Annotated in this window: 32 protein-coding genes and 1 riboswitch; of the genes, 17 read left to right on the top strand and 15 right to left on the bottom strand. The window is 70.8% G+C overall.

Going from position 1 to position 24951, the window contains the following annotated elements; all coding sequences use genetic code 11:
• Positions 1-34: 34 nt before the first annotated feature.
• From pth to JOY88_RS06455, 17 genes are all read left to right on the top strand, one after another.
• Positions 35-667: an aminoacyl-tRNA hydrolase gene (gene pth / locus JOY88_RS06375; protein WP_293501302.1), complete on the top strand. Its 633-nt coding sequence runs from the start codon at positions 35-37 to the stop codon at positions 665-667.
• Positions 664-1089, top strand: coding sequence for a hypothetical protein (locus JOY88_RS06380; protein ID WP_293501303.1), 426 nt, complete (start codon positions 664-666; stop codon positions 1087-1089). Before pth ends, JOY88_RS06380 begins: the two co-directional genes overlap by 4 nt.
• A riboswitch (cobalamin riboswitch) is annotated at positions 1085-1314 on the top strand. It overlaps the preceding gene by 5 nt.
• Before the next feature lie 75 nt (positions 1315-1389).
• Positions 1390-3270 (top strand): TonB-dependent receptor plug domain-containing protein, encoded by a 1881-nt coding sequence (locus JOY88_RS06385; RefSeq protein ID WP_293501304.1) that lies wholly within the window; start codon positions 1390-1392, stop codon positions 3268-3270.
• 9 nt (positions 3271-3279) lie between these two features.
• Positions 3280-3840, top strand: coding sequence for a bifunctional adenosylcobinamide kinase/adenosylcobinamide-phosphate guanylyltransferase (gene cobU / locus JOY88_RS06390; protein ID WP_293501306.1), 561 nt, complete (start codon positions 3280-3282; stop codon positions 3838-3840).
• Complete coding sequence (locus JOY88_RS06395; RefSeq protein WP_293501308.1) at positions 3833-4687, top strand: ABC transporter substrate-binding protein; 855 nt, start codon at positions 3833-3835, stop codon at positions 4685-4687. The genes cobU and JOY88_RS06395 overlap by 8 nt, the downstream gene beginning before the upstream one ends.
• On the top strand, positions 4684-5664 hold the full coding sequence (locus tag JOY88_RS06400; RefSeq protein WP_293501310.1) for a FecCD family ABC transporter permease: 981 nt from the start codon (positions 4684-4686) through the stop codon (positions 5662-5664). Before JOY88_RS06395 ends, JOY88_RS06400 begins: the two co-directional genes overlap by 4 nt.
• A complete protein-coding gene (locus tag JOY88_RS06405; RefSeq protein ID WP_293501311.1) occupies positions 5661-6425 on the top strand; it encodes an ABC transporter ATP-binding protein in 765 nt (254 codons plus the stop codon). Before JOY88_RS06400 ends, JOY88_RS06405 begins: the two co-directional genes overlap by 4 nt.
• Positions 6422-7711, top strand: coding sequence for a cobyrinic acid a,c-diamide synthase CobB (locus tag JOY88_RS06410; RefSeq protein WP_293501312.1), 1290 nt, complete (start codon positions 6422-6424; stop codon positions 7709-7711). The genes JOY88_RS06405 and JOY88_RS06410 overlap by 4 nt, the downstream gene beginning before the upstream one ends.
• 6 nt (positions 7712-7717) lie before the next feature.
• Entirely contained in the window at positions 7718-8287 is a 570-nt protein-coding gene (gene cobO, locus JOY88_RS06415; protein ID WP_293501313.1) for a cob(I)yrinic acid a,c-diamide adenosyltransferase, read from the top strand.
• On the top strand, positions 8287-8622 hold the full coding sequence (locus tag JOY88_RS06420) for a DUF1636 family protein (protein WP_293501314.1): 336 nt from the start codon (positions 8287-8289) through the stop codon (positions 8620-8622). Before cobO ends, JOY88_RS06420 begins: the two co-directional genes overlap by 1 nt.
• Positions 8623-8626: 4 nt before the next feature.
• Entirely contained in the window at positions 8627-9547 is a 921-nt protein-coding gene (cbiB, locus tag JOY88_RS06425; protein ID WP_293501315.1) for an adenosylcobinamide-phosphate synthase CbiB, read from the top strand.
• Positions 9547-10542 (top strand): aminotransferase class I/II-fold pyridoxal phosphate-dependent enzyme, encoded by a 996-nt coding sequence (locus JOY88_RS06430; RefSeq protein WP_293501316.1) that lies wholly within the window; start codon positions 9547-9549, stop codon positions 10540-10542. Before cbiB ends, JOY88_RS06430 begins: the two co-directional genes overlap by 1 nt.
• Before the next feature lie 17 nt (positions 10543-10559).
• Positions 10560-11981, top strand: a complete 1422-nt coding sequence (locus JOY88_RS06435) for a cobyric acid synthase (protein WP_293501395.1) — start codon at positions 10560-10562, stop codon at positions 11979-11981.
• Positions 11978-13015 (top strand): nicotinate-nucleotide--dimethylbenzimidazole phosphoribosyltransferase, encoded by a 1038-nt coding sequence (cobT, locus tag JOY88_RS06440; RefSeq protein ID WP_293501317.1) that lies wholly within the window; start codon positions 11978-11980, stop codon positions 13013-13015. The genes JOY88_RS06435 and cobT overlap by 4 nt, the downstream gene beginning before the upstream one ends.
• Before the next feature lie 2 nt (positions 13016-13017).
• Positions 13018-13791, top strand: coding sequence for an adenosylcobinamide-GDP ribazoletransferase (cobS, locus tag JOY88_RS06445; RefSeq protein WP_367269788.1), 774 nt, complete (start codon positions 13018-13020; stop codon positions 13789-13791).
• Positions 13782-14327: a histidine phosphatase family protein gene (locus JOY88_RS06450; RefSeq protein ID WP_293501318.1), complete on the top strand. Its 546-nt coding sequence runs from the start codon at positions 13782-13784 to the stop codon at positions 14325-14327. Before cobS ends, JOY88_RS06450 begins: the two co-directional genes overlap by 10 nt.
• A gap of 38 nt (positions 14328-14365) precedes the next feature.
• Positions 14366-15409, top strand: a complete 1044-nt coding sequence (locus tag JOY88_RS06455) for a S1/P1 nuclease (protein WP_293501320.1) — start codon at positions 14366-14368, stop codon at positions 15407-15409.
• Here the strand turns inward: JOY88_RS06455 and JOY88_RS06460 are convergent.
• The 15 genes from JOY88_RS06460 to JOY88_RS06530 form a co-directional block, all read right to left on the bottom strand.
• Positions 15378-15656 (bottom strand): YfhL family 4Fe-4S dicluster ferredoxin, encoded by a 279-nt coding sequence (locus tag JOY88_RS06460; RefSeq protein WP_293501322.1) that lies wholly within the window; start codon positions 15654-15656, stop codon positions 15378-15380. The two genes, JOY88_RS06455 and JOY88_RS06460, sit on opposite strands and share 32 nt — an antisense overlap.
• 2 nt (positions 15657-15658) lie before the next feature.
• Complete coding sequence (coaD, locus tag JOY88_RS06465) at positions 15659-16159, bottom strand: pantetheine-phosphate adenylyltransferase (protein WP_293501324.1); 501 nt, start codon at positions 16157-16159, stop codon at positions 15659-15661.
• A complete protein-coding gene (gene rsmD, locus JOY88_RS06470) occupies positions 16156-16707 on the bottom strand; it encodes a 16S rRNA (guanine(966)-N(2))-methyltransferase RsmD (protein ID WP_293501326.1) in 552 nt (183 codons plus the stop codon). The genes coaD and rsmD overlap by 4 nt, the downstream gene beginning before the upstream one ends.
• Positions 16707-17468, bottom strand: coding sequence for an imidazole glycerol phosphate synthase subunit HisF (hisF, locus tag JOY88_RS06475; protein WP_293501328.1), 762 nt, complete (start codon positions 17466-17468; stop codon positions 16707-16709). Before hisF ends, rsmD begins: the two co-directional genes overlap by 1 nt.
• Before the next feature lie 4 nt (positions 17469-17472).
• Positions 17473-18222 (bottom strand): 1-(5-phosphoribosyl)-5-[(5-phosphoribosylamino)methylideneamino]imidazole-4-carboxamide isomerase, encoded by a 750-nt coding sequence (hisA, locus tag JOY88_RS06480; RefSeq protein WP_293501330.1) that lies wholly within the window; start codon positions 18220-18222, stop codon positions 17473-17475.
• A 63-nt stretch (positions 18223-18285) separates the two neighbouring features.
• Complete coding sequence (gene hisH / locus JOY88_RS06485; protein WP_293501361.1) at positions 18286-18933, bottom strand: imidazole glycerol phosphate synthase subunit HisH; 648 nt, start codon at positions 18931-18933, stop codon at positions 18286-18288.
• Positions 18930-19526, bottom strand: a complete 597-nt coding sequence (gene hisB, locus JOY88_RS06490; RefSeq protein ID WP_293501363.1) for an imidazoleglycerol-phosphate dehydratase HisB — start codon at positions 19524-19526, stop codon at positions 18930-18932. Before hisB ends, hisH begins: the two co-directional genes overlap by 4 nt.
• Positions 19523-20602: a histidinol-phosphate transaminase gene (gene hisC / locus JOY88_RS06495; protein ID WP_293501365.1), complete on the bottom strand. Its 1080-nt coding sequence runs from the start codon at positions 20600-20602 to the stop codon at positions 19523-19525. Before hisC ends, hisB begins: the two co-directional genes overlap by 4 nt.
• Entirely contained in the window at positions 20599-21030 is a 432-nt protein-coding gene (locus JOY88_RS06500) for a PIN domain-containing protein (protein ID WP_293501367.1), read from the bottom strand. Before JOY88_RS06500 ends, hisC begins: the two co-directional genes overlap by 4 nt.
• A complete protein-coding gene (locus JOY88_RS06505; RefSeq protein WP_293501369.1) occupies positions 21027-21245 on the bottom strand; it encodes a CopG family transcriptional regulator in 219 nt (72 codons plus the stop codon). Before JOY88_RS06505 ends, JOY88_RS06500 begins: the two co-directional genes overlap by 4 nt.
• A gap of 55 nt (positions 21246-21300) precedes the next feature.
• Positions 21301-22149, bottom strand: coding sequence for a substrate-binding periplasmic protein (locus JOY88_RS06510; RefSeq protein ID WP_293501371.1), 849 nt, complete (start codon positions 22147-22149; stop codon positions 21301-21303).
• Between the two features lie 63 nt (positions 22150-22212).
• On the bottom strand, positions 22213-23517 hold the full coding sequence (hisD, locus tag JOY88_RS06515) for a histidinol dehydrogenase (protein ID WP_293501373.1): 1305 nt from the start codon (positions 23515-23517) through the stop codon (positions 22213-22215).
• Entirely contained in the window at positions 23514-24176 is a 663-nt protein-coding gene (hisG, locus tag JOY88_RS06520) for an ATP phosphoribosyltransferase (protein ID WP_293501375.1), read from the bottom strand. Before hisG ends, hisD begins: the two co-directional genes overlap by 4 nt.
• 82 nt (positions 24177-24258) lie before the next feature.
• Positions 24259-24528: a BolA family protein gene (locus JOY88_RS06525; RefSeq protein ID WP_293501377.1), complete on the bottom strand. Its 270-nt coding sequence runs from the start codon at positions 24526-24528 to the stop codon at positions 24259-24261.
• 48 nt (positions 24529-24576) lie between these two features.
• Positions 24577-24942 carry a c-type cytochrome gene (locus JOY88_RS06530; protein ID WP_293501379.1) on the bottom strand — a complete coding sequence of 122 codons (366 nt, stop codon included), beginning with the start codon at positions 24940-24942 and terminating at the stop codon, positions 24577-24579.
• Positions 24943-24951: the final 9 nt, after the last annotated feature.

Below are 24951 nucleotides of genomic sequence, written 5' to 3' on the forward strand. Positions count from 1 at the left end.
AGCGTTGCTGAGGCCCAAAGCTACGATCACACCCATGATCAAGCTGATGGTGGGCCTGGGCAACCCCGGCGCCGAATATGAAGACACGCGCCACAACGCCGGTTTCTGGTGGATAGACGGCCTGGCCCGGGGGCTCAAGGCGAACCTCGCCCCGGACAAGGCCTATCACGGCCTCGTCGCCCGCGTGAACGGGGCGCCCGGCGCCAGCGGCCCGGTCTGGCTGCTGCAGCCCATGACCTACATGAACCTGTCCGGCAAGTCGGTCGCGGCGCTGGCGCGCTTCTTCAAGATCGCGCCGGAGGAGATCCTGGCGATCCATGACGAGCTGGACCTCCCCCCCGGCGAGATGAAGTTCAAGCGGGGCGGCGGCAACGGCGGCCACAACGGCCTGAAAGACATGCAGGCCCAGCTGGGCAGCGGCGAGTTCTGGCGGCTGCGCCTGGGCATAGGCCATCCTGGCCACAAGGCCGAGGTCGCGAACTACGTGCTGCGCAAGCCCCCGCTGGCCGAGCGCCAGGCGGTGGAGGACTGCATCCAGAAGAGCTATGGTGCCGTCGAACTGATGCTGAGCGGCCAGATGGACAAGGCCTTGGCCAAGATTCACGCCAGACCGCCGCGGCCCAAGCCTCCCAAACCCCTGCCGCCGGTGGACACTCCAGCCTCATGAAACACCTGCTGCTGGTCCTCGCCGTCCTCGGCTGCACCCTGCCTGCGCTGGCACAGACCCAGTCCCGCAGCGCCCAGGTCTTTCGATGCGGCCCGGACGGCCGCGACCTGCGCGACTCGCCCTGCCCGGATGGCAGCGGGGCCAGCAGCGTCAGTTTCGACCAGCCCAGCGGCGCCGACGTCCAGACCGCCCGCGAGCGGCACCTCGCCGACGCCAGGCAGGCCGCCGCCCTCGCGCAGGCGCGCCGTGCCAGCGAGGCCGAGGCCCGCCTCCCGCACGGCCACGCCGTAGGCCTGCAGGTGCTGCCGCCCCCAGCCCAGGCGGCCAGCGCCCCGCAGGTGGTGCACCTGAGGCCGCCCCATCCGACCTGGCCGCTCAGCAGGCCCCACAAGCCGCACGGGGCGGCCAGCGGCGGCCGATAGAATCCGCCCCGTTGGTGCTCGCGCCCGCCCTCACGGCGGCCGCAGTTCAACGGGAATCAGGAGGGGGAACCGCCACGCGGCCAACCTAACCTGAGCTGTCCCCGCAACGGTAAGTGGACGAGGCTCCCGCCTCAACGTTCGATCCACGACCACTGGCCTCACGGCTGGGAAGGTCTCGAATGCAGCGCCATCAGCCCGGATACCGGCCAACGACGGGGCCGCTGTGCAACCAGCCAGCGGCCGTTTTTCAGCGGTGCTGCGGGGGTCAGCGCGGCTGAGTGTTCGTTCGCGTCTCATCTCATGTCTCACTCCCTCCTCGCGGCCCGCCGGCTCGCGTCCCTCCCATTGGCCCTGTCTGCCCTGACGCTGGCCGCGTCCGCCCAGGCCCAAGTCCAGAACAAGCTCGACACCGTCGTCACCACCGCCACGCGCACGCCGCAGAGGCTGTCCGAGGTGCTGGCCGACCTGACCGTCATCACCCGTGCCGACATCGAGCGACAAGCCTCGGCAAGCCTCGCCGACCTGCTGCGCAACAACGGCTGCGCCGAGATGGTCCGCAACGGTGGCCCCGCGGCCACCACGTCGCTGTACTTGCGTGGTGCCGAGACCCGCCACACGCTGGTGCTGGTGGACGGCGTGCGCATCGACTCGCAGTCCACCGGCGGCGCCAGCTGGCAGGGCATCCCGCTCGCGCAGATCGAGCGCGTGGAAGTGCTGAAGGGCCCGGCCAGCGCCATCTACGGCTCCGACGCCATCGGTGGCGTCGTGCAGATCTTCACCCGCAAGGGCGGTAGCAAGACCAGCCTGGATCTGGGCGTCGCTGCCGGCAACCTCGGCACCGCCAAGCTCGACGGCGCCATGTCCGGCAGCGCCGGCATCTTCGACTACGCCGTATCCGCAGCCATCGACCGCAGCACCGGCTTCAACGCGACCACCCCCGACAACGCATTCAGCTACGTGCCCGACCGCGACGGCTACCGCCGCCACGAAGGCAGCCTGCGCCTGGGCGCACAGATCGCCGAGGGCCACCGCGCCGAACTCGTCGCGCTGCGCAGCCATGTCAATGCGCAGTACGACGCCTCCAGGTCAAAGCCGCTGGTGGACGACCACGCGCTACAGGACACCGACGCCGCCCGCCTGGCCTGGACCGCGCAATGGGCGCCCGCGCTGCAGACGCAGCTGAGCTACGGCGAATCGCGCGACCGCTACGAGACGACGCCATCGCCCTACCTGACCATCACGCATATCAAGAACCTCGCGCTGACCGGCTACTACCAGTTGGGCCAGGGCCAGCAGATCAACTTCACCGGCGAGCGCGCCGAGGACAAGCTGGAGAACAGCGGCCTCGTGACGGCCGGTGTCGGCAAGCGCCACCGCAACGCGGTGGGCCTGGGCTACATCCTGAACGCTGGCGCGTTCAGCTTCCAGGCACATGGCCGCCATGACGACGACAGCCAGTTCGGCGGCGTCGACACCGGCACGCTGCTGGCCGGCTACGAGGTGGCCCCAGGCCTGCGCATCGTCGGCTCCGTCGGCAGCGCCTTCCGCGCGCCAACGCTGTACCAGCAGGGCACCGTCTACGGCCCCGACCTCAGCAAACCCGGCGTGAAGCCGCTGGACGCCGAGCATGGCCACAACGTCGAGTTCGGCCTGAAGTACGGCGCCGGCGACACCGAGCTGTCCGCCACCGCCTACCGCAACCGCGTCAGCAACCTCATCATCTTCGGCGCCGCCGGCACCTGCAACAGCACCTTCGGCTGCTACCAGAACGTGTCGCTGGCCCGACTGCAAGGCTTGACCCTGGCCGGTGCCACCAAGCTCGCAATGGTGAACCTGAAGGCCTCGCTGGACCTGCAGGCCCCCAAGGACGCCGGCACCGGCCTGCTGCTGGCCCGCCGCGCCAAGCGCCTGGGCACCATCAACGCCGACACCGAGCTGGGCGACTGGGTGCTGGGCGCGGGCGTGCAGGCCTCGGGCGCGCGCTTCGACAACGCGGCCAACACGCGCATGCTGGGCGGCTACGCGCTTCTGAACCTGAGCGCGCAGTACAGGATCAGCCGCGAGCTGAAGATGCAGTTCAACGTCGACAACGCCTTCGACCGCGACTACACGACGGCCTTCGGCTATGCCTCTGCGCCGCGCACGATGCTGGTCTCGCTGCGCTGGAGCCCGCAGCTCTAAGCTCCGGGCATGACGCACGCGCACCAACTCATCGTCGGCGGTCAGCGCAGCGGCAAGTCGCGCCAGGCCGAAAGGCTGGCGCTGCGCTGGCAAGCCGCTGGCGGCCGCGTGGCCGTCATTGCGACCGCCCTGGCCGCTGACGACGAGATGCGTGCGCGCATCGCCCATCACCGCGCCACGCGGCCGGCGGGCTTCGACACGCTCGAAGCCCCGCTGGCCCTGAGTACGGCCCTGCAACAGCTCGACGATGCCGGCACGCTGGTCGTCGTCGACTGCCTGACGCTGTGGCTCACCAACTGGCTGATGCCCGTGAGCGGCACCCGCGACGCCGACGCCTGGCAGGCCGAGCGCGACGCGCTGCTGGACCTGCTGCCACGCCTGAAGGTCAGCGTCATCTTCGTTTCCAACGAGGTCGGCTGGGGCGTGTCGCCACTGGGCCGCGAGGTGCGCGACTTCGTCGATGAACTCGGCCGGCTGAACCAGGACGTGGCTCGGTGCTGCGGCCGTCTGACACTGATGGTCGCGGGCCAGGCCTGGACCCGGCCCGTCGAGGACTCCCCCCATGCTTGAACGACTCATCGCGCTGCTGCTGCTCGCCGTCGCGCTGCCCGCCACCGCCGTCGACATCAAGGACGACCTGGGCTACACGACCACGGTGCCCGCGCCGCCGCAGCGCATCGTCAGCCTGCTGCCCTCGCTGACCGAGACCGTGTGCGAGCTGGGCGCCTGCGCCAGGCTGGTCGGCGTGGACCGCTACTCCAACTTCCCCGCGCAGGTGAACGCACTGCCCAAGCTCGGCGGCATGGATGACACCAACGTCGAGCTGATCGCCGCGCTGAAGCCCGATGTCGTGTTCGTCGCCGTGTCCTCGCGCGTCGCGGAGCGGCTGCGCGCGCTGGGCATGAAGGTCATCGCGCTGGAGCCGCGCAGCTACCGGGATGTGCAGCGCGTGCTGGGCACCATCGGCACCGTGCTGGGCGTGCCGGACGCGCAGCGCGTCTGGCGCTACATCGAGGCCGGCGTCAACGCGGCCGCCGCCAGCGTGCCGGCCAAGGCCCGCGGCCTGCGTGTCTACTACGAGGTGGCGCCCGGCATCTACGCGGCCGGCACCGTCTCCTTCATGGGCGAGACGCTGACGCGACTGGGCGCGGGCAACATCATCCCTCCCGAGCTCGGGCCCTTCCCCAAGATCAACCCCGAGTACGTCGTGAAGGCCAATCCCGCCCTCATCATGGTCGGCGCGCGCGGCGCGCAAGGACTGACCGAACGGCCGGGCTGGGCCCAGATTGACGCCGTCAGGCGCGGCCGCATCTGCGTCTTCAAGCCCGAGGAGGGTGACATCCTCGCCCGCCCGGGCCCACGCATGGCCGAGGCTGCGCAGATCATGGCGCGCTGCCTCAGAGAGAAGGTGCAGTGAACTTCCGCCCCGGCGTCCTGCTCGCGCTGCTGCTCGCCGTCGGCGCCCTCGCCGTCGCGGCCGGCGTGCTGACCGGCAGCACCGGCCTGGCCAGCCTGCGGGACGACGGCATGGCGTTGATCCTGTGGGAGATCCGCCTGCCGCGCTCGCTGGGCGCCTGGTGCGCAGGCGCGCTGCTGGGTATGGCCGGCGCGATCTCGCAAGGCCTGTTCCGCAACCCGCTGGCCGACCCCTACCTGCTCGGCAGCGCGTCCGGCGCGCAACTGGCCGTGGCCATCGCGCTGGCGCTGACCGGCGTGTCGGCACAGCACTCGTCGCTGCTCGCCAGCCTCGGCCTGACCGGCATCGCCTTCGTCGGCACGCTGGCCGGCGTGGGGTTGACCCTGGTGCTGGCGCGCGGCGTGGAGCAGACGCTGAGGCTGCTGCTGGCCGGCGTTGTCGTCGGTGTCGTGCTGAACGCGCTGACCAACCTCGCCACGCTGTGGGCGCCGGACATACTCCGCGCGATGCAGGCCTTCCTGCTCGGCAATACCGGCCTGCTGGGCTGGAACAGCGTCGCCGTGATGGCCGCCTGCGGCGTGATGGCCCTCGTCGTAGGCCTGCTCGCCAGCCCGGCGCTGGACGCGCTGACGCTGGGCGAATTCACTGCAGCGTCGCTGGGCGTGCAACTGCCGGCCGTGCGGCTGCTGCTGATCTTCGCGTTCGCGCTGTCCACGGGTGCTGCAGTCGCGCAAACCGGCATCGTCGCCTTCGTCGGCCTGGTATCGCCCCACCTCGTGCGCACGCTGTGCCCGACGCTGCACGGCTGGCTGATCCTGCTGTCCGCCGCGGCAGGCGGCGCGCTGCTGCTGGCCGCCGACGTCATCGCCCGCACCGTCATCCGGCCACAGGAGTTGCCCGTCGGCCTGGTCACGGCGCTGGTCGGCGGCATCTACCTGCTGATACTGATGCACCGCCGCGGAGCGCCAGGGAAATGAGTGCCATCGCGCTGCAGGCCCGCATCGCCCGCGTCCGCATCGGCGAGCGCGACCTCCTCAGCGACATCGCGCTGTCGATTCCGCAAGGCCGCTGGACGGCCATCGTCGGCCCCAACGGCGCCGGCAAGTCGACGCTGCTGCGCGCCATCGCCGGCCTGCAGCGCTGCGACGGCGAGACGAGGCTGGCCGGCCGGCCGCTGGCCAACTGGCCCGCGCGCGAACGGGCCCGCCAGCTCGCCTGGATGGGTCAGCAGGAGACCGGCGCGGACGATCTGACCGCGCTGGACGTCGTGCTGCTGGGCCGCCTGCCACACCGGCCCTGGCTGGCGCCGCCGACATCGGCCGACCATGCCGCCGCAAAACAGGCGATGGACGCCACGCAGAGCTGGGCCTGGCGCGAGCGCCGCCTGGGCTCGCTGTCGGGCGGCGAGCGCCAGCGCGTGCTGCTTGCGCGGGCGCTCGCCGTGCAGGCACCGCTGACACTGATGGACGAGCCGCTGGCCCACCTCGACCCGCCGCACCAGGCCGAGTGGATGGCGCTGGTTCGCGCCCGCGTCGCAGCCGGCCACGCCATCGTCAGCGTGCTGCACGAACTGCACCTCGCGCTACAGGCCGACCACCTCGTGCTGATGGCCGACGGCCGCATCTTGCACTCAGGCGCGCCGGCCGACCCTGCCATGCACGACGCGCTGCGGCGCGTCTTTGGCCCCAGTCTGCGCATCGTGCAGCTCGAAGGTCGCTGGGTGGCGCTGCCGCTATGAGTTCCTGCCCGGCCCTCTTCATCAGCGCGCCATCGTCCGGTTCCGGCAAGACCAGCGTGACGGCCGCCATCGCGCGCAGCCGCGCGCGTCGCGGCGAGCGGGTGCGCGTGTTCAAGACCGGGCCGGACTTCCTCGACCCCGGCATCCTCGAACGCGCCAGCGGCCACCCGGTCTACCAGCTCGACCTGTTCATGGGCGGCCTCGCACACTGCCGGGCGCTGCTGGCGGCCGCAGCACGCGAGGCCGATCTCATCCTCGTAGAAGGCGTCATGGGCCTGTTCGATGGCGCCCCCAGCAGCGCCGACCTCGCCGCCGCCTTCGGCCTGCCGGTGCTCTGCGTCATCGACGCGTCGGCCATGGCCCAGACCTTCGCCGCGCTGGCCACCGGCCTGCAGCGCTTCCGGCCCGGCCTGCAGCACTGCGGCGTCGTCGCCAACCGCGTCGGCAGTGCGGCGCACAGCCGCATGTTGGGCGAAGGCCTGCCAGACGACCTGCCGCTGGTTGCGGCACTGCCGCGCGACGCCGCGCTGCGCTTGCCCGAGCGCCACCTGGGCCTCGTACAGGCACTGGAACAGCCCGCGCTGGACGCACAGCTCGACGCCTGGGCCGATGCGTGGGAAGCCGCGCTGCGGCCGGGCTTCGCGTTGCAGTTTCAGCACATCGACGACGTGGCCGAGGCTGCTATGCCACCGCTGCTGCAGGGCCGTCGCATCGCCGTTGCGCGCGATGCCGCGTTCGGCTTTCTCTACCCGGCCAACGTCGACCTGCTGCGTGCACTCGGCGCCGAGCTGGCCTTCTTCTCGCCGCTGCACCACGAGCCGCTGCCCGCCTGCGACGCGTTGTGGCTGCCCGGCGGCTACCCCGAGCTGCATGCCGAGGCGCTGTCCGCGCATCCGACCTGGGCCGCGTCGCTCGCTACACATGTCGCTGCGGGCCGGCCGCTGCTGGCCGAATGCGGCGGCATGCTGGCACTGCTGGACGCGCTGACCGACGGCGAAGGTCGCCGGCACGCGATGGCCGGCCTGATGCCCGGCGAAGCCCGCGTACAGCCGCGCCTGGCCGCACTGGGCCTGCAGGCCATCGCCTGGCCGGAAGGCGCGCTGCGTGGCCACAGCTTCCACTACTCGACGCTGGACACGCCGCTCGAGCCAATCGCGCAAGCCAGCAACCCCAACGGCGGCCACACCGCCGAGTCGCTGTACCAACGGGGCTCGCTGCGCGCGAGCTTCGTGCACCACTACTTCCCGTCGAACCCCGAGGCTGTTGCAGCCTTCTTCGCAGGCTGAACGCCGATGGACATCGAACAACCACCCGTCAACCGCGAACGCGTCATTCCCACCGGCGAGCGCCGCGGCCTGGTGCTGGTGCACACCGGCGACGGCAAGGGCAAGAGCACCGCCGCCTTCGGCCTCGCGCTGCGCGCGCACGGCCGCGGCAAGCCGGTGCTGATCTACCAGTTCATGAAAGTGCCCAGCGCCCGCTTTGGCGAGCATCGCGTCTTCGAGCAGCTCGGCGTGCCCATCATCGGCCTGGGCGACGGCTTCTCGTGGAAGAGCAAGGACCTGGAGCATTCCGCCGACCTGGCCCGCGAAGGCTGGGCGCGTGCCGAGAGCAGCATCCGTGGCGGTGAGCATTTCCTCGTCGTGCTGGACGAGATCATGTACCCGCTGCGCTATGGCTGGGTGCCGCTGGATGCGGTTCTGGCATGCCTGCGCGAGCGACCCGCCCACGTGCACGTCGTGCTGACCGGCCGCGGTGCGCCCGCCGAGCTGATCGCGCTTGCCGACACGGTAACCGAGATGACGATGGTCAAGCACCACTACAAGGCAGGGGTGCCGGCGCAGCGCGGCATCGAGGACTGATGAGCGTCCTCATCATCTGCACGACCTGCGCCGACGGCCAGGGCCAGGCGTTGCTGGAAGCCGTCGAGAACGAGGCGCTTGCGCGCGACATCGCTCAAGCTATCCGCGGCCAAGCCTGCATGGCGGCCTGCAGTCAGGGCTGCACGGCAGCGCTGCAGGGCGCGGGCAAGCACAGCTACCTGTTCGGGCGGCTGGCGCCGGACGCGGCCGGCGTCGACGCGCTGCTGGCCGTGGCTGCCGAGCATGCCGAACCCGGCGACGGTCAGCTGGCCTGGGCGCGCCGGCCGGAGCGGCTGAAAGGCGGCCTGATCGCGCGCCTGCCGCCGCTGGGCTGACGCGATGGCGCTGCTGCTGGCGATCGCGATCGGCGTGGCCCTGCTGGTGGATCGCGCGCTGGGCGAACCACCCACCTGGGCGCATCCGGTCGTGGGCATGGGCCGCTACCTGGGCCTGTTCAGACTGACCCACCTGCCGCCGGCGCTGGCCTTCATCGCCGGCGCGCTGGTCTGGCTGCTGGGCGCGGCACTGGTCGCCTTCATCGCGCTGTGGCTGGAAGGTTGGGTGCTGATCGCGCTGCAGCCCTGGGTGTCGCCGCTGCGCCTTGTCGGCGCCGCAGCTCTGATCGGGTTGCTGCTGAAGCCGCTGCTGGCTTGGGCGTTGCTGGCGGACGAGGCGCAGGCCGTAGAGACGGCGCTGGCCGAATCGCTGGACGCCGGCCGCGTGCGGCTGTCGCGCCTGGTCAGCCGCGACACATCCCGGCTGACCGACACCGAAGTGCGCGAGGCTGCCATCGAGACGCTGGCCGAGAACCTCAACGACTCCGTCATCGCCCCGCTGTTCTGGTTCGCCATCGCGGGCCTGCCGGGCGCGGCGATCTATCGCTTCGCGAACACGGCCGACGCAATGTGGGGCTACCGTGACGAGCGCGAGTGGTGCGGCAAGTGGGCGGCGCGCGCGGACGACCTGCTGTCCTGGCTGCCGGCGCGGCTGACGGCGATGTTGCTGCTGCCGCCATCGTGGCACCGGCTGCCGCGCGAAGCGCGCCGCACGCCCTCGCCGAACAGTGGCTGGCCCATGGCCGCGATGGCGCTGCGGCTGGACCGGCGGCTGTCCAAGCCCGGCGTCTACACGCTGCATGCGCAAGGCCGGACCGTGCAGGCGGGCGACCTGCAGGCCGCGCGCGGCGCCGCGCTGCGGGCCGTGATCGCCGGCGCGACACTGTTGGCCGGGCTCGCCTGGGGCCTCAGGAGCGGACTGTGATGCACCTCCCAATACCGGACCATGGCGGCCCCGACGGCGGCCCTGAAGCAGCGCACGATTTCTCCACCAACGCCAGCCCGCTGGGTCCGCCGCCCGCGTTGATGAGCGCCGTGCAGCGGGCCGACCGCCAGGCCTATCCCGACCCGGCCTATGGCGCGCTGCGCCGCCGGCTCGGCGTCGCACACGAGATGGACCCCGAGCTGATCCTGCCCACAGCCGGCGGCGCCGAAGGCATACGCCGCCTGACGTTGGCCGCACTGCTCATGGGCCGCCGCGAGGTCTGGGTGCCGCAGCCGGGCTTCGGCGACTACGCCGCAGCGGCGCAGGCACTGGGCCTGGCCGTGCGGCCCTATGCCGACATCGCCCGCATCCGTCCCGCCGCGCCGGCGCTGGTGTGGATCTGCGAGCCCTGCAACCCCACGGGTACCAGCCTGAGCGCCTGGCCCGGGCTGGGCGATGAACACTTGCTGGCCGTGGACCGCGCCTACGAGCCGCTGCGCTTGACAGGCAATGCGCCAGCCCTGCCGCCGGGCGCTTGGCAACTGGTCTGCCCCAACAAGGCGCTGGGCCTGGCGGGCGTGCGCGCCGGCTATCTCATCGCGCCGGCGCGGGACGCGGCCTGGTTCAACGCGCAGGCGCTGGCGCCCAGCTGGGTGCTGTCGGCCGAGGGTGTGGCGATGCTGACGCATTGGCATGACGCAGCCACCGCCGACTGGCTGGCCGATGCCCGCGCGCAGCTGCGCGAATGGACCGCCGCCCAGCGCCGCATGCTGGAGGCGCTGGACTGGACGGACCAGCGCCCCAGCTGCACCCCCTTCTGGCTGGCCCGACCGCCACGGCCCGACATCGCGCTGAGACTGCGCGAGCGCGGCATCCGCGTGCGCGATGCGGCCTCCTTCGGCCTGCCCGGCTGGGTGCGCGTCTCGGCCCAGCCGCGGCGCAGTCAGGATGCGCTGCAGCAGGCGCTGCTTGAAATCGAAAGCGAGGATTCGTGAGCCGGACAAAAGCAGTGATGGTGCTGGGCACGACCAGCGGCGCGGGCAAGAGCTGGCTGGCCACGGCGCTATGCCGCTGGTATGCGCGCCAGGGGCTGAAGGTGGTGCCGTTCAAGGCGCAGAACATGAGCAACAACGCGCGCGTCGTGCCGGGCCTGGGCGGCCGCATGGGCGAGATCGGCAGCGCCCAGTACTTCCAGGCGCTGGCCGCGCGCCGCATGCCCGAGGTCCGCATGAACCCGGTGCTACTCAAGCCCGAGGCCGACACGCTGAGCCAGGTCGTCGTGCTGGGCGAGGCGGACGCCGCGCTGTCGCGAATGCCCTGGCGCGAGCGCAGCGCGCTGCTGGAGCCACTGGCGGAAAGCGCGCTGCATGAGCTGATGGCAGAGAACGACATCGTCGTCATCGAGGGCGCGGGCTCGCCCGCCGAGATCAACCTGGCGCCCAGTGACTACGTGAACCTGGGCACCGCCCGCGCGTCCCGGGCCGCCTGCCTGCTGGTCACCGACATCGACCGCGGCGGCGCCTTTGCCCACCTGTACGGCACGCACCAGCTGATGCCGGCGGACGTACGCGCGCAAGTGAAGGGCTTCGTGCTGAACCGCTTCCGCGGCGACGAGGCACTGCTGTCGCCCGGCCCCGAGCAACTGCAGGCGCTGACGGGCGTGCCGACGGTCGCGACGCTGCCCATGTGGCGCGGCCACGGGCTGCCGGATGAGGACGGCGTGTTCGACGACGCGACCACCGGCACCGGCCTGCGCATCGCCGTCGTCGCCTACCCACGCATCTCCAACCTCGACGAGTTCCAGCCGCTGCGCCAGCTGCCGGGCGTGCGCCTGTCCTGGGCACGCCGGCCGCAGGACCTGGCCGGTGCGGACTGGATCATCCTGCCCGGCTCCAAGGCCACGGCGGCCGACCTGGCCTGGCTGCGCGCGCAGAAGCTGGACGCCGCGATCAACGCCCATGCCGGCCCCATCCTTGGCATCTGCGGCGGCCTGCAGATGCTGGGAGAGGCGCTGATCGACACCGAGGGCGTGGACGGCAATGCGCCGGGTCTGGGCCTGCTGCCGCTGGTGACGGTGTTCGCGCGGGAGAAGCTGCTGCTGGACGCCGCCGTCCGCTTCGAAGCCCTCGACGGCCCCTGGGGCCCGCTGTCCGATGTGAGAGCCCACGGCTACGAGATCCGCCATGGCCGCACGCGGGCCCACCCCGCCTTCGAAGCCCCTCGCATCGCACTGCGCAATGCCGGCGGCGAGGCCATAGGCTGGCAGGCGGGACGGGTGCTGGGCGTCTACGCCCATGGCCTGTTCGAGCACCCTGCCGTGCTGCAGGCGCTGTTCGGAGCGCAGCAGCGGCCGCTGGACGCGGTCTTCGACGGCCTGGCCGACTTCATCGACCTCCATTTCAAACCCGGCGCACTGGCCGGCCTCCTCTCATGAACGACCTCGTCCCCCTCATCACGCCACTGGACCCACACGGGCTGGCCGATGCGCTGCAACGGCGCATCGACACCAAGACCAAGCCGCTGGGCGCGCTGGGCCAGCTCGAGACACTGATGCTGCGCCTGGGGCTGATCCTTGGCAGCGAGACGCCGCAACTCGTGGCACCTCAGCTGCTGGTCTTCGCCGGCGACCACGGCCTCACGGCCCAGGGCGTGTCGGCCTATCCCAGCGAGGTCAGCTGGCAGATGGTGGAGAACTTCCTCGCCGGAGGCGCAGCCGTCAGCGTGCTGGCGCGCCAGCACGGCCTGGCGCTGCACGTCGTCGACGCCGGCGTGGCCCACGACTTCGCGCCGCGCGCCGGACTGATCGCCCGCAAGATCGGTCCTGGCACAGCCGACTGCTCGCTGGGCCCGGCGATGACGCGCGAGCAATGCGAGGCCGCGCTGCATGCCGGCCGCGAGGTGGTGCGCGGCCTGCCCGGCAACGCCGTGCTGCTGGGTGAGATGGGCATAGGCAACAGCTCCGCCGCGGCACTGCTGCTGGCGAGGCTGAGCGGCGCTCCGCTGGCCGACTGCGTGGGCCGCGGCACAGGCCTGGACGACGCCGGCCTGGCGCGCAAGACGGCCGTGCTGGAGCGCGTGCTGGCGCGCCACGCAGACGTGCAGGAGCCGCTGGATGTGCTGGCCGCGATGGGCGGCTTCGAGATCGCGATGATGGCCGGCGCCGTGCTGGAGGCCGCCGCACAGCGCCGCGTCGTCGTCGTGGACGGCTTCATCACGGGCAGCGCTGTGCTGCTGGCGTCCCGGCTGGCGCCGGCACTGCTGCAATGCTGCGTGTTCTCGCACTGCTCGGCCGAGCCGGGGCACCGCAGCATGTTGGCTGCCATGGGTGCCCGGCCGCTGCTTGACCTGGGGCTGCGCCTGGGCGAGGGTTCCGGCGCGGCGTTGGCCTGGCCGCTGCTTGTGTCGGCCTGCGACCTGCTGCGCGACATGGCCAGCTTCGAGGCGGCCGGCGTGAGCGGCAAGGCCTGACCGTGCCGCTGCGCCTGTTCTTCATCGCGCTGCAGTTCCTGACCCGGCTGCCCGTGCCGCGCTGGGTGGGCTTCGAGCCGGCCTGGCTGGCGCGCTGCGCGCCCTATTTCGTGCCGGTGGGCGCCCTGGTCGGCATCCTCTGCGGCGCCATGCTGTGGGCGGCCGCGCAGCTCTGGCCGCCGGTCATCGCCGTGCTGCTGGCGATGGCAGCGGGCGTCTACGTCACGGGCGGCTTCCATGAGGACGGCCTGGCCGACACCTGCGACGGCCTGGGCGGCGCGGTGAACCGCGAGAAGGCGCTGCTGATCATGAAGGACTCGCGCCTGGGCAGCTACGGCGCGCTGGGCCTGGTCCTGGTGCTGGCGCTGAAGGCCGCGGCGCTGTGGACTCTGGCCCAGGCCAACCCCTGGGTCGCCGCGCTGGCGCTGGCCTGGGCCCAGGGCGTCAGCCGCGCGCTGCCGGTCGCGCTGATGGCCACCCTGCCCTATGCCGGCGACCTGGAGCATGCCAAGGCCAAGCCGCTGGCCAGCGGCACTGGCGCGGGCGGACTGGCACTGACGGCGGCATTCGCGCTGGCGCTGTGCGCCGCGGTCGCCGCGCTGCGCCCTGCGCTGCTGCCGGCGATGGCGGCGGGCCTTGCTGCCAGCGCGGCCGTGTGCCTGTGGATGGGACGCTGGCTGCGCCGCCGCCTGGGCGGCTACACCGGCGACACCCTGGGCGCCACGCAGCAGTTCGGCGAAGTCGCGCTGCTGCTGGGGCTGCTGGCATGGCATTGAATCCTGGGGCGGCACAGCGCTGGGTCTGGCGGCACCCGCGGCCCGAGGGGGTGACGGGCCTGTGCATAGGCGCCGGCAGCGACCCGCCGGTGCACTGGCGCCGCGCCAAGCGGCTGGCGCGCCGCATCCAGGCCCATGCACGCCGGCAGCGGCTGGCACACGAGGTCATCACCTCCCCGCTGTCGCGCTGCGCGGACGTGGGCGCCTGGCTGGCGCGCTGGGGCTGGCGCCATCGCACCGACGTACGGCTGCTGGAGCTGGACTTCGGCGCCTGGGACGGCCGGCGCTGGGACGACATCGGCGCCGCCGCGCTCGCCGCCTGGACGGACGATTTCCTGCAGCACCGCCCCGGCGGTGGCGAGAGCCTGGCCGCTCTGCTGGCGCGCTGCGCAGCCTGGCCGGAGGTCGATGCCAGCGTGGTCGGTCATGGTGGCTGGATGCTCGCGCGGCGCTGGCTGGCCCAGCACCCCAGCGAGCCGCCCACCGCCGCCCGCTGGCCCGCGCCGCCGCGCTATGGCGAGGCCTGGCAGCTGTAGGAAGATGGCAGCCTGTTCATGACTCTTCCTGTCGCGCCGTGCTCTCCCGCCTGCTCACCGCCGCCCTCTTCGCTCCGCTGATCGCCACCACCCCGAACGCCCATGCCTGGGGAGCCAACGGCCACCAGGCCGTCGCCACGCTGGCCGCCGACCTCATCCGCGGCACGCCGGCCGAGGCACAGGTGAAGGCGCTGCTGGGCGACATGACGCTTCAGGAGGCGGCCATCTGGCCCGACTGTGCCAAGGGCATCTCGGCGGCCCAGGGCTACAGCTATCCCAATCCTGGCAAGTACGCGAGCTGCGCCTCGCTGGAGACCCCGGCGCGCATCGCCGAGATGGCCAACTATGTGCGCCGCAACGACCGGCAATGCGAGCCCAAGCCCGGCGAGGAGAGCTGCCATCAGCAATACCACTACACCGATGTGGCGTTCCAGCGCAGCCGCTACATCCAGGGCTTCGCCGGCACCAGTGAGCACGACATCGTCGGCGCGATGCGGGCGGCCATCGCCGTGCTGCAGGGCAGGCCCGCCACGCCACCCATGGACTTCGCATCGCCGCGCGAGGCGCTGATCGTGCTGACCCATCTGGTGGGCGACATGCACGAGCCACTGCACGTGGGCGCCGTCTACCTGGATGCCGATGGCCATGCCGTGGATCCCGACAAAGTGGCCACCGGCGACGCGGAGTTCACCGTCGGCGGCAACCGCCTGCTGTTGCCCGTCGTGCCGCCAGCCCGCCCGTTGTCGCTGCACACGATGTGGGACGACATCCCCGAGGCGCTGGACTCGCAGCATGTCGGCACCGCCTGGCTGAAGGCCGCCCGCCACGTGCACGCCACGCCCGGCCCCTTGCAGGACTGGCCCGCACGCTGGGCCAACGAGTCGCTGGAGCAGGCCCGTGACGCGTTCAACGGGCTGAGCTTCTCAACCCGCCGCGGCGAGGGGCGAGGCACGCACTGGAACATGACGCTGCCCGCCGGCTACGACGCGCGCATGGCATCGATGAAGCGGCACGAACTGACTCTGGCCGGCGCAAGGCTGGCGCAGCTGCTCAACGCGCTGTGGCCCCAGCCTCCGAAGTGAGCACCGCAGTCAGGCGCTGGTACCTCTGCATCAGCGTCTCGCGGCTCTCGATATGGGCCGGGTTGATGGGGATGCAGGCCACCGGACACAGCATCACGCATTGCGGCTCATCGAAATGGCCCACGCATTCGGTGCACTTGGCGGGGTCTATCTTGTAGAACTCCTCGCCCATGGAGATGGCGTGGTTAGGACAGGCCGGCTCGCAGACATCGCAGTTGATGCACTCATCTGTAATCATCAGAGCCATCGTCAGCCCCCCTTTCGGCAACGCTCGTTCAGGCGCGCCAGCACGGCCGGCGACACGAACTCCGCCACCTCGCCGCCCAGCGTCGCGATCTCGCGCACAAAGGTGCTGGACGTGTACTGGTGGCGTTCGCCGGGCGTCAGGAAGATGGTCTCGACCTCGGGCATGAGCTTGCGGTTCATGCCGGCCATCTGGAACTCGTACTCGAAGTCGCCGCCGGTGCGCAGGCCGCGCACGACGACCCGGCCCGCGTTCGCGCGCACGAAGTCGCGCAGCAGGCCATCGAAGGCGATGACCTCGACATTGCCCAGCGGCGCGGCCACCTCCTGGGCCATGGCCAACCGCTCGTCCAGCGAAAACAGCGTCTTCTTGTGATGGCCAACGGCCACGGCCAGCACCAGGCGCTCGAACATGCCGGCGGCGCGGCGCATCAGGTCTTCGTGCCCGAGGGTGATGGGATCGAAGGTGCCTGGATAGATGGCGGTGATGGTGGTGCGCGAGGTCATGAGGCCAGATTGTCCTCGCGGCGCAGCAAACGGTAGTACACGGCACCGGCCCGACCCTGGCGCCAGACGGTGAATCCGGCCGGCGGCGCAAGCTCGTGCGGGGACTCGACGTAGAGCAGCCCGCCCTCCGCCAACAGCGGCGCAGCGGCGGCCACCGCCTTGTCGAACAGATCGGCAGCAAAGGGCGGGTCGAGCAGGATCAGGTCGAACGACGCGCGCGGCGCGGCACGCATCCAGGCCAGCGCGTCGGCCGCATGGACCGTGAGGGTCGTCGCCTTGAGCCGCTGCGCGCTGGCGCGCAGGCCGGCGGCCAGCCTGGCGTCGCGCTCCACCAGCACGACCTGGGCCGCCTCACGCGACGCGGCCTCGAAGCCCAGCGCTCCGCTGCCGGCAAAGGCGTCCAGCACGCGCCAGCCGGCCAGCGTCTGGCCCAGCCAGTTGAACAGCGTCTCGCGGATACGGTCGGAGGTGGGGCGCAGGCCAGGTGAATCGGGCACGGGCAGCTTGGAGCGTTTCCACTGCCCGCCGATGATCCTCACCTCGCCCATCACTGGCGAACAGGGATGCCGCGCGCGGCCATCAGAGCCTTGGCCTCGCCCACCGTGTGCTGGCCGAAGTGGAAGATGCTGGCGGCCAGCACCGCGTCGGCCCCCCCGACGGTGACGCCGTCGGCAAGGTCGCCCAGCGAGCCGACGCCGCCGGAGGCGATGACGGGCACCGGCACGGCGTCGGACACGGCGCGGGTCAGTGCCAGGTCGAAGCCGCTCCTGGTGCCATCGCGATCCATGCTGGTCAGCAGGATCTCGCCGGCGCCGAACTCGGCCATCTGACTGGCCCAGGCCACCGCGTCCAGGCCGGTGTTCTTGCGGCCGCCGTGGGTGTAGACGTCCCATCCGGAGCCATCGGTGCGGCGCTTGGCGTCGATGGCGACGACGATGCACTGCGCGCCGTACTTGTCGCTGGCCGCGCGTATCAGTTCAGGATCGGCCACCGCCGCGGAGTTGAAGGACACCTTGTCGGCGCCGGCGTTCAGCAGCCGTCGTACGTCGGCCACGGCGCGCACGCCGCCGCCCACCGTCAGCGGGATGAAAACCTGGCTGGCCACCGCCTCGATGATGGGCAGGATGAGATCGCGGCCGTCGCTGGTGGCAGTGATGTCGAGGAAGGTCAGTTCGTCGGCGCCCTGCTCGTTGTAGCGGGCGGCGATGTCCACCGGGTCGCCCGCATCGCGCAGGCCGACGAAGTTGACGCCCTTGACGACGCGGCCCGCCGTGACGTCCAGGCAGGGAATGATGCGCTTGGCCAGCACCGCGTCAGCCCGCGGCGGCCATCAGTTCGTCTGCACGAACCTGGGCCGCGGTGAAATCGAGCGCGCCGGTGTAGATGGAGCGGCCGCAGATGACGCCCTCCACGCCGTCGCCGAAGACGGCGCAGAGACGCTCGATGTCGGCGATGTCCGACAGGCCGCCGGAGGCGATGACGGGGATGGTCAGCGCCTGGGCCAGCTTGACGGTGGCCTCGATGTTGATGCCGGTCAGCATGCCGTCGCGGCCAATGTCGGTGTAGATGATGCCCTCGACGCCGTAGTCCTGGAACTTCTGGCCCATGTCGATGACCTCGTGGCCTGTCAGCTTGCTCCAGCCGTCCGTCGCGACCTTGCCGTCCTTGGCGTCCAGGCCCACGATGATGTGGCCGCCGAAGGCGCTGCAGGCGTCCTTCAGGAAGCCGGGGTTCTTGACCGCGGCCGTGCCGATGATGACGTAGGAGAGACCGTCATCCAGGTAGCGCTCTATGGTGTCCAGGTCGCGGATGCCGCCGCCCAGCTGGATGGGGATCTCGTCGCCCACCTCGCGGATGATGGCCTTGATGGCCGGCTCGTTGACCGGCTTGCCCGCGAAGGCGCCGTTCAGGTCCACCAGGTGCAGGCGGCGCGCGCCGGCATCCAGCCAGCGGCGCGCCATCGCGGCGGGGTCTTCGCCGAAGGTGGTGGAGTCGTTCATGTCGCCTTGCTTGAGGCGGACGCAGCGACCGTCTTTCAGGTCGATGGCAGGGATCAGCAGCATGGCCTGGGGCTGAAAGGCTGAGGAAGGGATGGGGGCGAGAGGGTGCGGACCGGCGGCGGCCGATCAGGGCTTCCAGTGCAGGAAGTTGCGGTACAGGGCAAGGCCCAGCGCGGCGCTTTTCTCGGGGTGGAATTGGGTCGCAAAAATGTTATCCCGCGCCACCGCGCAGGTAAAGCGCACGCCATAGTCGGTCACCCCCGCACTGTGGGTGGGATCGGCGGTCGTCGCGTAGAAGCTGTGCACGAAGTAGAACCAGCTGTCGTCGGGAATGCCCGCCCAAACAGGATGCGCACGCGGCTGGTGCACGCGGTTCCAGCCCATCTGCGGCACCTTGAAGCGGCTGCCGTCCTCCTGGAGCCGGCCCTCCAGCCGGAAGCGCTGCACGCGCCCCGGGATCAGCCCGAGGCCCGGCGTGTCCTGCTCCTCGCTGTGGTCTAGCAGCATCTGCATGCCGACGCAGACGCCCAGCAGCGGCTTGTTGGCAGCAGCTTCGAGCACAGCCTCCTTGACACCCGAGTCGGCCAGCTCGCGCATGCAGTCGCGCATCGCGCCCTGGCCCGGCAGCACCACACGCTCGGCCTTGCGCACCACGTCCGGATCGCAAGTGATGGCCACATCAAAACCCTGGCCTTCGGCGGCATGGATGACGGCCTGCGACACCGAGCGCAGGTTGCCCATGCCGTAGTCGACGACTGCGACCGTTCGGCTCACAGCGTCCCCTTGGTCGAAGGAATCACGCCGGCAGAACGCGGGTCGGGCGTCGTCGCCATGCGCAGCGCACGACCGAAAGCCTTGAACATGGTCTCGGCCTGGTGGTGGGCGTTGTGGCCCTTGAGGTTGTCGATGTGGACGGTCGCCAGCGCGTGGTTGACGAAACCCTGGAAGAACTCGAAGGTCAGCTGGGTATCGAAGGCACCGATGCTGCCGGCCGTGAACTTGACGTCCATGTGCAGGCCAGGGCGGCCGGAGAGGTCGATGACGACGCGCGAAAGCGCCTCGTCCAGCGGCACATAGCTGTGGCCATAACGCGTCAGGCCAGCCTTGTCGCCCACGGCCTTGGCCACGGCCAGGCCCAGCGTGATGCCCACGTCTTCCACCGTGTGGTGGCCGTCGATGTGCAGATCGCCCTCGCAGTGCACGTCCAGGTCGATGAGGCCGTGGCGGGCAATCTGGTCCAGCATATGGTCGAAGAAGCCGATGCCGGTGTGCAGCTTGGACTGACCCGTGCCGTCGAGGTTGATGCGCACGGTGATGCGCGTCTCGCGGGTGTTGCGGGTGACTTCGGCGATGCGTGGGGTGCTCATAGACAGCTCGGGAGTTCGGCCAGCAGGCGGGTGTTTTCGTCGGGCGTTCCGACCGTGATGCGCACACAGTTCGCGAGCAGCGGATGCATGGCCGAGACGTTCTTGATCAGCACGCCCCGGGCCTTGAGCGCCGCGAAGGTGGCGGCCGCGTCCTGCACCCTGGCCAGAATCATATTGCCCTGGCTGGGCCAAGGCGTGACGCCCGGCATGGCCTGCAGGGCAGCGAAAAGGCGCTCGCGCTGCCGGCGCAGCTCGGCCGCCTGGGCGGCGTAGACCTCGGCATGCTCCAGCGCGAACAGCGCGGCTTCGGCGTTCAGCACGCTGATGTTGTAGGGCGGGCGCAGCTTCTCGACCTGTCCGACCAGTTCGGGCGCGCCCAGCAGGTAGCCAATGCGCACGCCGGCCAGGCCGAACTTGCTCATCGTTCGCATGACCAGCACGTTCTTCTGGCGCGCCATCAGCGCCAGGCTGTCGGCACTGGCGAAGGGCTGGTATGCCTCGTCCATGACGACCAGGCCCGGCGCGGCGCTGGCGATGCGCTCGATGACGGCAGGGTCCCACAGCGTGGCGGTAGGGTTGTTGGGGTAGGCCAGGTAGATCAGTGCCGGCCGGTGTTCGCGGATGGCGGCCAGCATCGCGGCCTCGTCCAGCTCAAAGTCGTCAGCACGCAGCGGCACGCCGACGAATTCCAGCCGCTGCTGGCGCGCCAGCGCCTCGTACATGACGAAGCCGGGCACGGGCGCAAGCACCGTGGCGCCGGGCCTCGCGACGGCAAGCGTCAGCAGGCCGATCAGCTCGTCGGAGCCGTTGCCCAGCGTCACGCCCACATCGTCGCCCACGCCGGCATGGCGGGCCAGCGCGCGGCCCAGCTCGGCGGTGCGCTCGGCCGGGTAGCGGTTCAGCGCAATGGCGCCCAGGCGTTCGCCCAGCGCCCGCTGCAGCTCGGGTGGCAGCCGGTAGGGATTCTCCATCGCGTCCAGCTTCAGCAGACCGGCGCTGGGCTGCACGACGTAGGCATGGGCCAGGCGCACGTCGGGACGGATCTGGGCGAGGGCTTGGTCGAGGGCGGCGGTCATGGCGCGATGACGAGGGGGTTGATCACCTGCACGCTGTCGTAGACGGCGTCGTGCGGCAGGGCAAGGCTGAGCAGGCGGGTGCAGCCCTGGGCCTTGGCGCTGGCGACGACGAGGGCGTCGGCAAAGGGCAGGCAAAAGCGGCTTTCCAGCGACCAGGCGGACTCGACGGTGGCCTGGTCGGCCGCCCAGGGGCGCCAGTGCTGGTAGCGGCGCACCTCGGCGCGCACGTCGCCCTGGGGCATGGATGGGGTCACGCGCTGGGTTGCCAGCAGGTAGAAGTCGTTCAGCACCTGCACGGAAACGCGGCCCTTGCGCGTGGCCCACAGCTCGCGCAGCCAGGCCAGCACCCGCTCTCGCTCGGGCGGCCGGGCGCCGTCCTCGCTGAACAGCAGCACCGAGGTGTCGACGAAGACGGGATCGGCGCTCACAGCACGCCCCGGCTTGGGTAGGGTTGGCCGTCCGATGACCAGGACCGCTCTCGGTGCAGCCAGTCCTGGAGCGCGCGCTCGTAGGCGTCGTCGTGCTGCATCTTCTCGGCCAGCAGCTCACCCAGCAGGCGCGACACGCTTGTGTTGCGCCGCGCGGCCTCCAGCCGGGCCCATTCGGCCACGGCGTCGTCCATGGACACGGTGACGTTCTTCATGTCCCGCAGAGTATCACGAAGTTCGTGCAACACGAACTTCGTGTCAAATACCCCCTCAGAACCGATGCCAGAACTCGGGCTTGTGCAGCGGCGTCAGCGGCGGCAGCAGCGGGTTGTGCAGCGTGATGACGCGGCGACTACCGAGCCGGGTGCGGGCCAGGTCCTGGCTGTGGTACTTCATGAAGAGGCGGTCGAAGGCGCCGCTGGCAAGCATGCGCCGCAGGCCCAGCTCGATGGCGGCGGCCAGCGCGGCCTCGTCCGGTGCGACGAAGTAGTAGACGGCGGCCGGGTAGTGCAGGCAGATGTCGGGCACGACGGTCAGGCCCTGGCCGTAGCGCGCCAGCTCCCACCAGACCTCCTCCACCGAGCGCGGGAAGGCGTCGGCCCGCCCCAGGCGCAGCTGCTTGAACATCGCCTCATAGCTGGGCGACGCGATCACGTTCAGGCCGTTGCTCTGCAGGATGCCGATGTCGGGCCATTCCAGACCTTGGACCATGGAGAAGCGGCGCAGCTCATCGAGGGTCTGCACCTCGCGCAGGCGCGCCGCGACCTCGGGGAGGGCCAGCAGCAGCCTCCAGCCGTACAAGCCCTTGTAGATGGGTATGCGGACGGGCAGCGCCTGCTGCTCGCGCTCGATCGAGGTCATGGTCCAGACCACGTCCAGCCTGGCCTGCCGGCCCAGCTCGTGCAGCGCGCGGTTCTGCGGGATCAGCTCGGCGGTGGGCTCCACCGTAACCTGCATGCCGGCGGCGGCCAGCGCCTGCTCCAGCAGTACAGCCGCGTAGCTGCGCTCCAACGCGGCCTTGGCCGACACCTTCGGGATGCGCACGCGACGCGGCGCGGCCCGGGCGACCAGCGGGAGCCCGGCCATGGACAGCAGAAGTTCGCGACGGTGCAGCTCCATCGCGCCAGCGTAGCCTAAGCGGCAGCGACGCGCAGCCCCGCAGCCCTTGCGACTCAGCGCCGCCTAACGCAGCCGCAGCTCGGCGGCACGCGCGTGGGCCTGCAGGCCCTCGCCATGCGCGAGCTCGCTCGCGACGCGGCCCAGCGCCTGCGCGCCCTCGGCGCTGACCTCGATGAGGCTGCTGCGCTTCTGGAAGTCGTAGACGCCCAGCGGCGACGAGAAACGCGCGGTTCCGGCCGTCGGCAGCACATGGTTGGGGCCGGCGCAATAGTCGCCCAGGCTCTCGCTGGTGTAGGCGCCCATGAAGATGGCACCGGCATGGCGTAGCAGTGGCTCCCAGCGCTGCGGCTCGCTCGCGCTGATCTCCAGGTGCTCGGGAGCGATGCGGTTGCTGATGTCGCAGGCCTCTTCCATCGAGCGCGTCAGGATCAGCGCGCCTCGGCCTTCGAGCGACGCGCGGATGACGGCCGCGCGCGGCAGCGTGGGCAGCAGCCGCTCCATGCTGTCGCGCACGGCGTCGAGATACGCCGCGTCGGGGCTGAGCAGGATGCTCTGCGCCAGTTCGTCATGCTCGGCCTGGCTGAACAAGTCCATGGCCACCCAGTCCGGCGGCGTCGTGCCATCGGCGATGACGAGGATCTCGCTGGGGCCGGCGATCATGTCGATGCCGACCTGGCCGAACACATGCTTCTTGGCCGAGGCCACGTAGGCGTTGCCCGGGCCGGTGATCTTGTCGACGCGCGGGATGGTGGCCGTGCCATAGGCCAGCGCGGCCACGGCCTGGGCGCCACCTACCGTGAACACGCGGTGCACGCCGGCCACAGCCGCCGCGGCCAGCACCAGCGGGTTGCGCTGGCCGTCCGGCGTCGGCACGACCATGATGATTTCACGCACGCCGGCCACGTGGGCCGGGATCGCGTTCATCAGCACGCTGCTCGGGTAGGCCGCCTTGCCGCCGGGCACGTACAGGCCCACGCGGTCCAGGGGCGTGACCTTCTGGCCCAGCAGGTTGCCGTCCTCGTCGCGGTAGCTCCAGCTCAGGCCGCAAGCCTCGAGCTGGCGCTCGTGGTAGGCGCGCACGCGGCCGGCGGCGGCCCGCAGCGCCGCGGCCTGAGCGGGCGTGATGGTGGCCAGCGCGGCCTGCAACTGGTCCTGCGAGATCTCCAGCGCGGCGACACTGTCGGCCGTCACGCGGTCGAAGCGGGCGGTGCAGTCCAGCACGGCGGCGTCGCCGCGAGCCCGCACGTCGGCCAGGATCTCGGCGACGCGTCCCTCGATGGCGGCATCCGTTTCCGCCGACCAATGACGCAGGCGCTCGAACTCGGCATCGAAATCGGCGGTGGCGGTGGAGAGTTGGCGGAGCTTCATGCGGCAACCGCCGTGGCGAAGGCGTCGATCAGCGGGCGCAGCGCGTCGCGCTTGAGCTTGAGCGCGGCCTGGTTGACGACCAGGCGCGAGGAGATGTCCATGATCCTCTCCACCTCCACCAACTTGTTTGCACGCAGCGTGCCGCCGGTGGAGACGAGATCGACGATGGCGTCGGCCAGGCCGGTCAGCGGCGCCAGCTCCATGGACCCATAGAGCTTGATGAGGTCCACGTGTACGCCCTTGTCGGCGAAGTGCTGGCGGGCGATCTCGGTGTACTTGGTGGCGACGCGGATGCGCGAGCCCTGCTTGACGGCAGCGGCGTAGTCGAAGTCCGCGCGCGTGGCGACGCTCATGCGGCAGCGGGCGATCCTGAGGTCCAGCGGCTGGTAGAGGCCGTGCGAGCCGCCCTGCGCGAGCGCCTGCTCGTGCAGCACGTCACGGCCGGCCACGCCCAGGTCGGCGCCGCCGTACTGCACATAGGTGGGCACGTCGCTGGCGCGCACCAGCACCACGCGAACGCCGTCCCGGTTGGTCGGCAGGATGAGCTTGCGCGAAGTCTCGGGGTCTTCCAGCACCTCGATGCCGGCGGCACGCAGCAGCGGCAGCGTCTCTTCGAAGATACGGCCCTTGGAGAGGGCCAGGGTAATGGTCTTGTCCATGCAGCGTTGTCGCGGCGCTGCGGTGGACGAGTGGCACTAAGGCGGTGCCAGCGCGGCCACCCGCAGCCAGTGCGGGTGAGGGTCAGGGGTGGTGGGCGGCGATGGCGGGCTGGGCGGCATCAGCCTCTGCCGGCGTGAGCGTCTTCATCGACAGCGCGTGGATCTCTTCGCGCATGCGTTCGCCCAGGGCTGCGTAGACGCGCTGGTGGCGACGAATGCGCGAGAGGCCCTCGAACTCCGTCGACACGATGGTGGCGAAGAAGTGGCGGCCATCGCCCTCGACCTGGACTTGCTCGCAGGCCATGCCGGCGGCGATGTATTGCTGAACGAGGGCGGGAGTGGGGTCGGCCATTTGGCGTCGATTCTATCCGGCCACCCAAAGCCCCCCGCTCCTGCGGCCTCACTTCAAGGTGGCCAGGTAGGCGATCAGATCGCGCCGCTGCTGCGCGTCCGCCACGCCCGAGAAGGGCATGACGTTGCCTGGTACGGCCTGCTGCGGGTCGGCCAGGTAGGCCGACAGCGTCTTCTCATCCCAGCTGAAGCCGGCGCCCTTCATCGCGCGGCTGAAGCGAAAGCCCGGGAAGGTGCCGGCCTTGCGCCCGGTGATGCCGACCAGGCTGGGGCCGGCGCCATTGCTGCCGTCGATGGAGTGGCAGGCGCTGCACTGCGCGAACGCAGCCTTGCCCGCGGCCACATCCTGAGCCGAGGCCGGGTCGCCCGCCAGCGCCAGCAGCGCGAGGACCAAGGGAAAGGTGGTCTTGTTCAAGGCGGTACT

The sequence above is a fragment of the Roseateles sp. genome (assembly GCF_019237615.1).
Lineage (GTDB): Bacteria > Pseudomonadota > Gammaproteobacteria > Burkholderiales > Burkholderiaceae_C > Pelomonas.

Excerpts from the sequence above, each read along its gene's own strand:
- pth (WP_293501302.1), top strand. The coding sequence starts at position 35 with ATGATCAAGCTGATGGTGGGCCTGGGCAACCCCGGCGCCGAATATGAA.
- JOY88_RS06380 (WP_293501303.1), top strand. The coding sequence starts at position 664 with ATGAAACACCTGCTGCTGGTCCTCGCCGTCCTCGGCTGCACCCTGCCT.
- JOY88_RS06385 (WP_293501304.1), top strand. The coding sequence starts at position 1,390 with ATGTCTCACTCCCTCCTCGCGGCCCGCCGGCTCGCGTCCCTCCCATTG.
- cobU (WP_293501306.1), top strand. The coding sequence starts at position 3,280 with ATGACGCACGCGCACCAACTCATCGTCGGCGGTCAGCGCAGCGGCAAG.
- JOY88_RS06395 (WP_293501308.1), top strand. The coding sequence starts at position 3,833 with ATGCTTGAACGACTCATCGCGCTGCTGCTGCTCGCCGTCGCGCTGCCC.
- JOY88_RS06405 (WP_293501311.1), top strand. The coding sequence starts at position 5,661 with ATGAGTGCCATCGCGCTGCAGGCCCGCATCGCCCGCGTCCGCATCGGC.
- JOY88_RS06410 (WP_293501312.1), top strand. The coding sequence starts at position 6,422 with ATGAGTTCCTGCCCGGCCCTCTTCATCAGCGCGCCATCGTCCGGTTCC.
- cobO (WP_293501313.1), top strand. The coding sequence starts at position 7,718 with ATGGACATCGAACAACCACCCGTCAACCGCGAACGCGTCATTCCCACC.
- JOY88_RS06420 (WP_293501314.1), top strand. The coding sequence starts at position 8,287 with ATGAGCGTCCTCATCATCTGCACGACCTGCGCCGACGGCCAGGGCCAG.
- cbiB (WP_293501315.1), top strand. The coding sequence starts at position 8,627 with ATGGCGCTGCTGCTGGCGATCGCGATCGGCGTGGCCCTGCTGGTGGAT.
- JOY88_RS06430 (WP_293501316.1), top strand. The coding sequence starts at position 9,547 with ATGCACCTCCCAATACCGGACCATGGCGGCCCCGACGGCGGCCCTGAA.
- JOY88_RS06435 (WP_293501395.1), top strand. The coding sequence starts at position 10,560 with ATGGTGCTGGGCACGACCAGCGGCGCGGGCAAGAGCTGGCTGGCCACG.
- cobT (WP_293501317.1), top strand. The coding sequence starts at position 11,978 with ATGAACGACCTCGTCCCCCTCATCACGCCACTGGACCCACACGGGCTG.
- JOY88_RS06450 (WP_293501318.1), top strand. The coding sequence starts at position 13,782 with ATGGCATTGAATCCTGGGGCGGCACAGCGCTGGGTCTGGCGGCACCCG.
- JOY88_RS06460 (WP_293501322.1), bottom strand. The coding sequence starts at position 15,656 with ATGGCTCTGATGATTACAGATGAGTGCATCAACTGCGATGTCTGCGAG.
- coaD (WP_293501324.1), bottom strand. The coding sequence starts at position 16,159 with ATGACCTCGCGCACCACCATCACCGCCATCTATCCAGGCACCTTCGAT.
- rsmD (WP_293501326.1), bottom strand. The coding sequence starts at position 16,707 with ATGGGCGAGGTGAGGATCATCGGCGGGCAGTGGAAACGCTCCAAGCTG.
- hisA (WP_293501330.1), bottom strand. The coding sequence starts at position 18,222 with ATGCTGCTGATCCCTGCCATCGACCTGAAAGACGGTCGCTGCGTCCGC.
- hisB (WP_293501363.1), bottom strand. The coding sequence starts at position 19,526 with ATGAGCACCCCACGCATCGCCGAAGTCACCCGCAACACCCGCGAGACG.
- hisC (WP_293501365.1), bottom strand. The coding sequence starts at position 20,602 with ATGACCGCCGCCCTCGACCAAGCCCTCGCCCAGATCCGTCCCGACGTG.
- JOY88_RS06505 (WP_293501369.1), bottom strand. The coding sequence starts at position 21,245 with ATGAAGAACGTCACCGTGTCCATGGACGACGCCGTGGCCGAATGGGCC.
- JOY88_RS06510 (WP_293501371.1), bottom strand. The coding sequence starts at position 22,149 with ATGGAGCTGCACCGTCGCGAACTTCTGCTGTCCATGGCCGGGCTCCCG.
- hisD (WP_293501373.1), bottom strand. The coding sequence starts at position 23,517 with ATGAAGCTCCGCCAACTCTCCACCGCCACCGCCGATTTCGATGCCGAG.
- hisG (WP_293501375.1), bottom strand. The coding sequence starts at position 24,176 with ATGGACAAGACCATTACCCTGGCCCTCTCCAAGGGCCGTATCTTCGAA.
- JOY88_RS06525 (WP_293501377.1), bottom strand. The coding sequence starts at position 24,528 with ATGGCCGACCCCACTCCCGCCCTCGTTCAGCAATACATCGCCGCCGGC.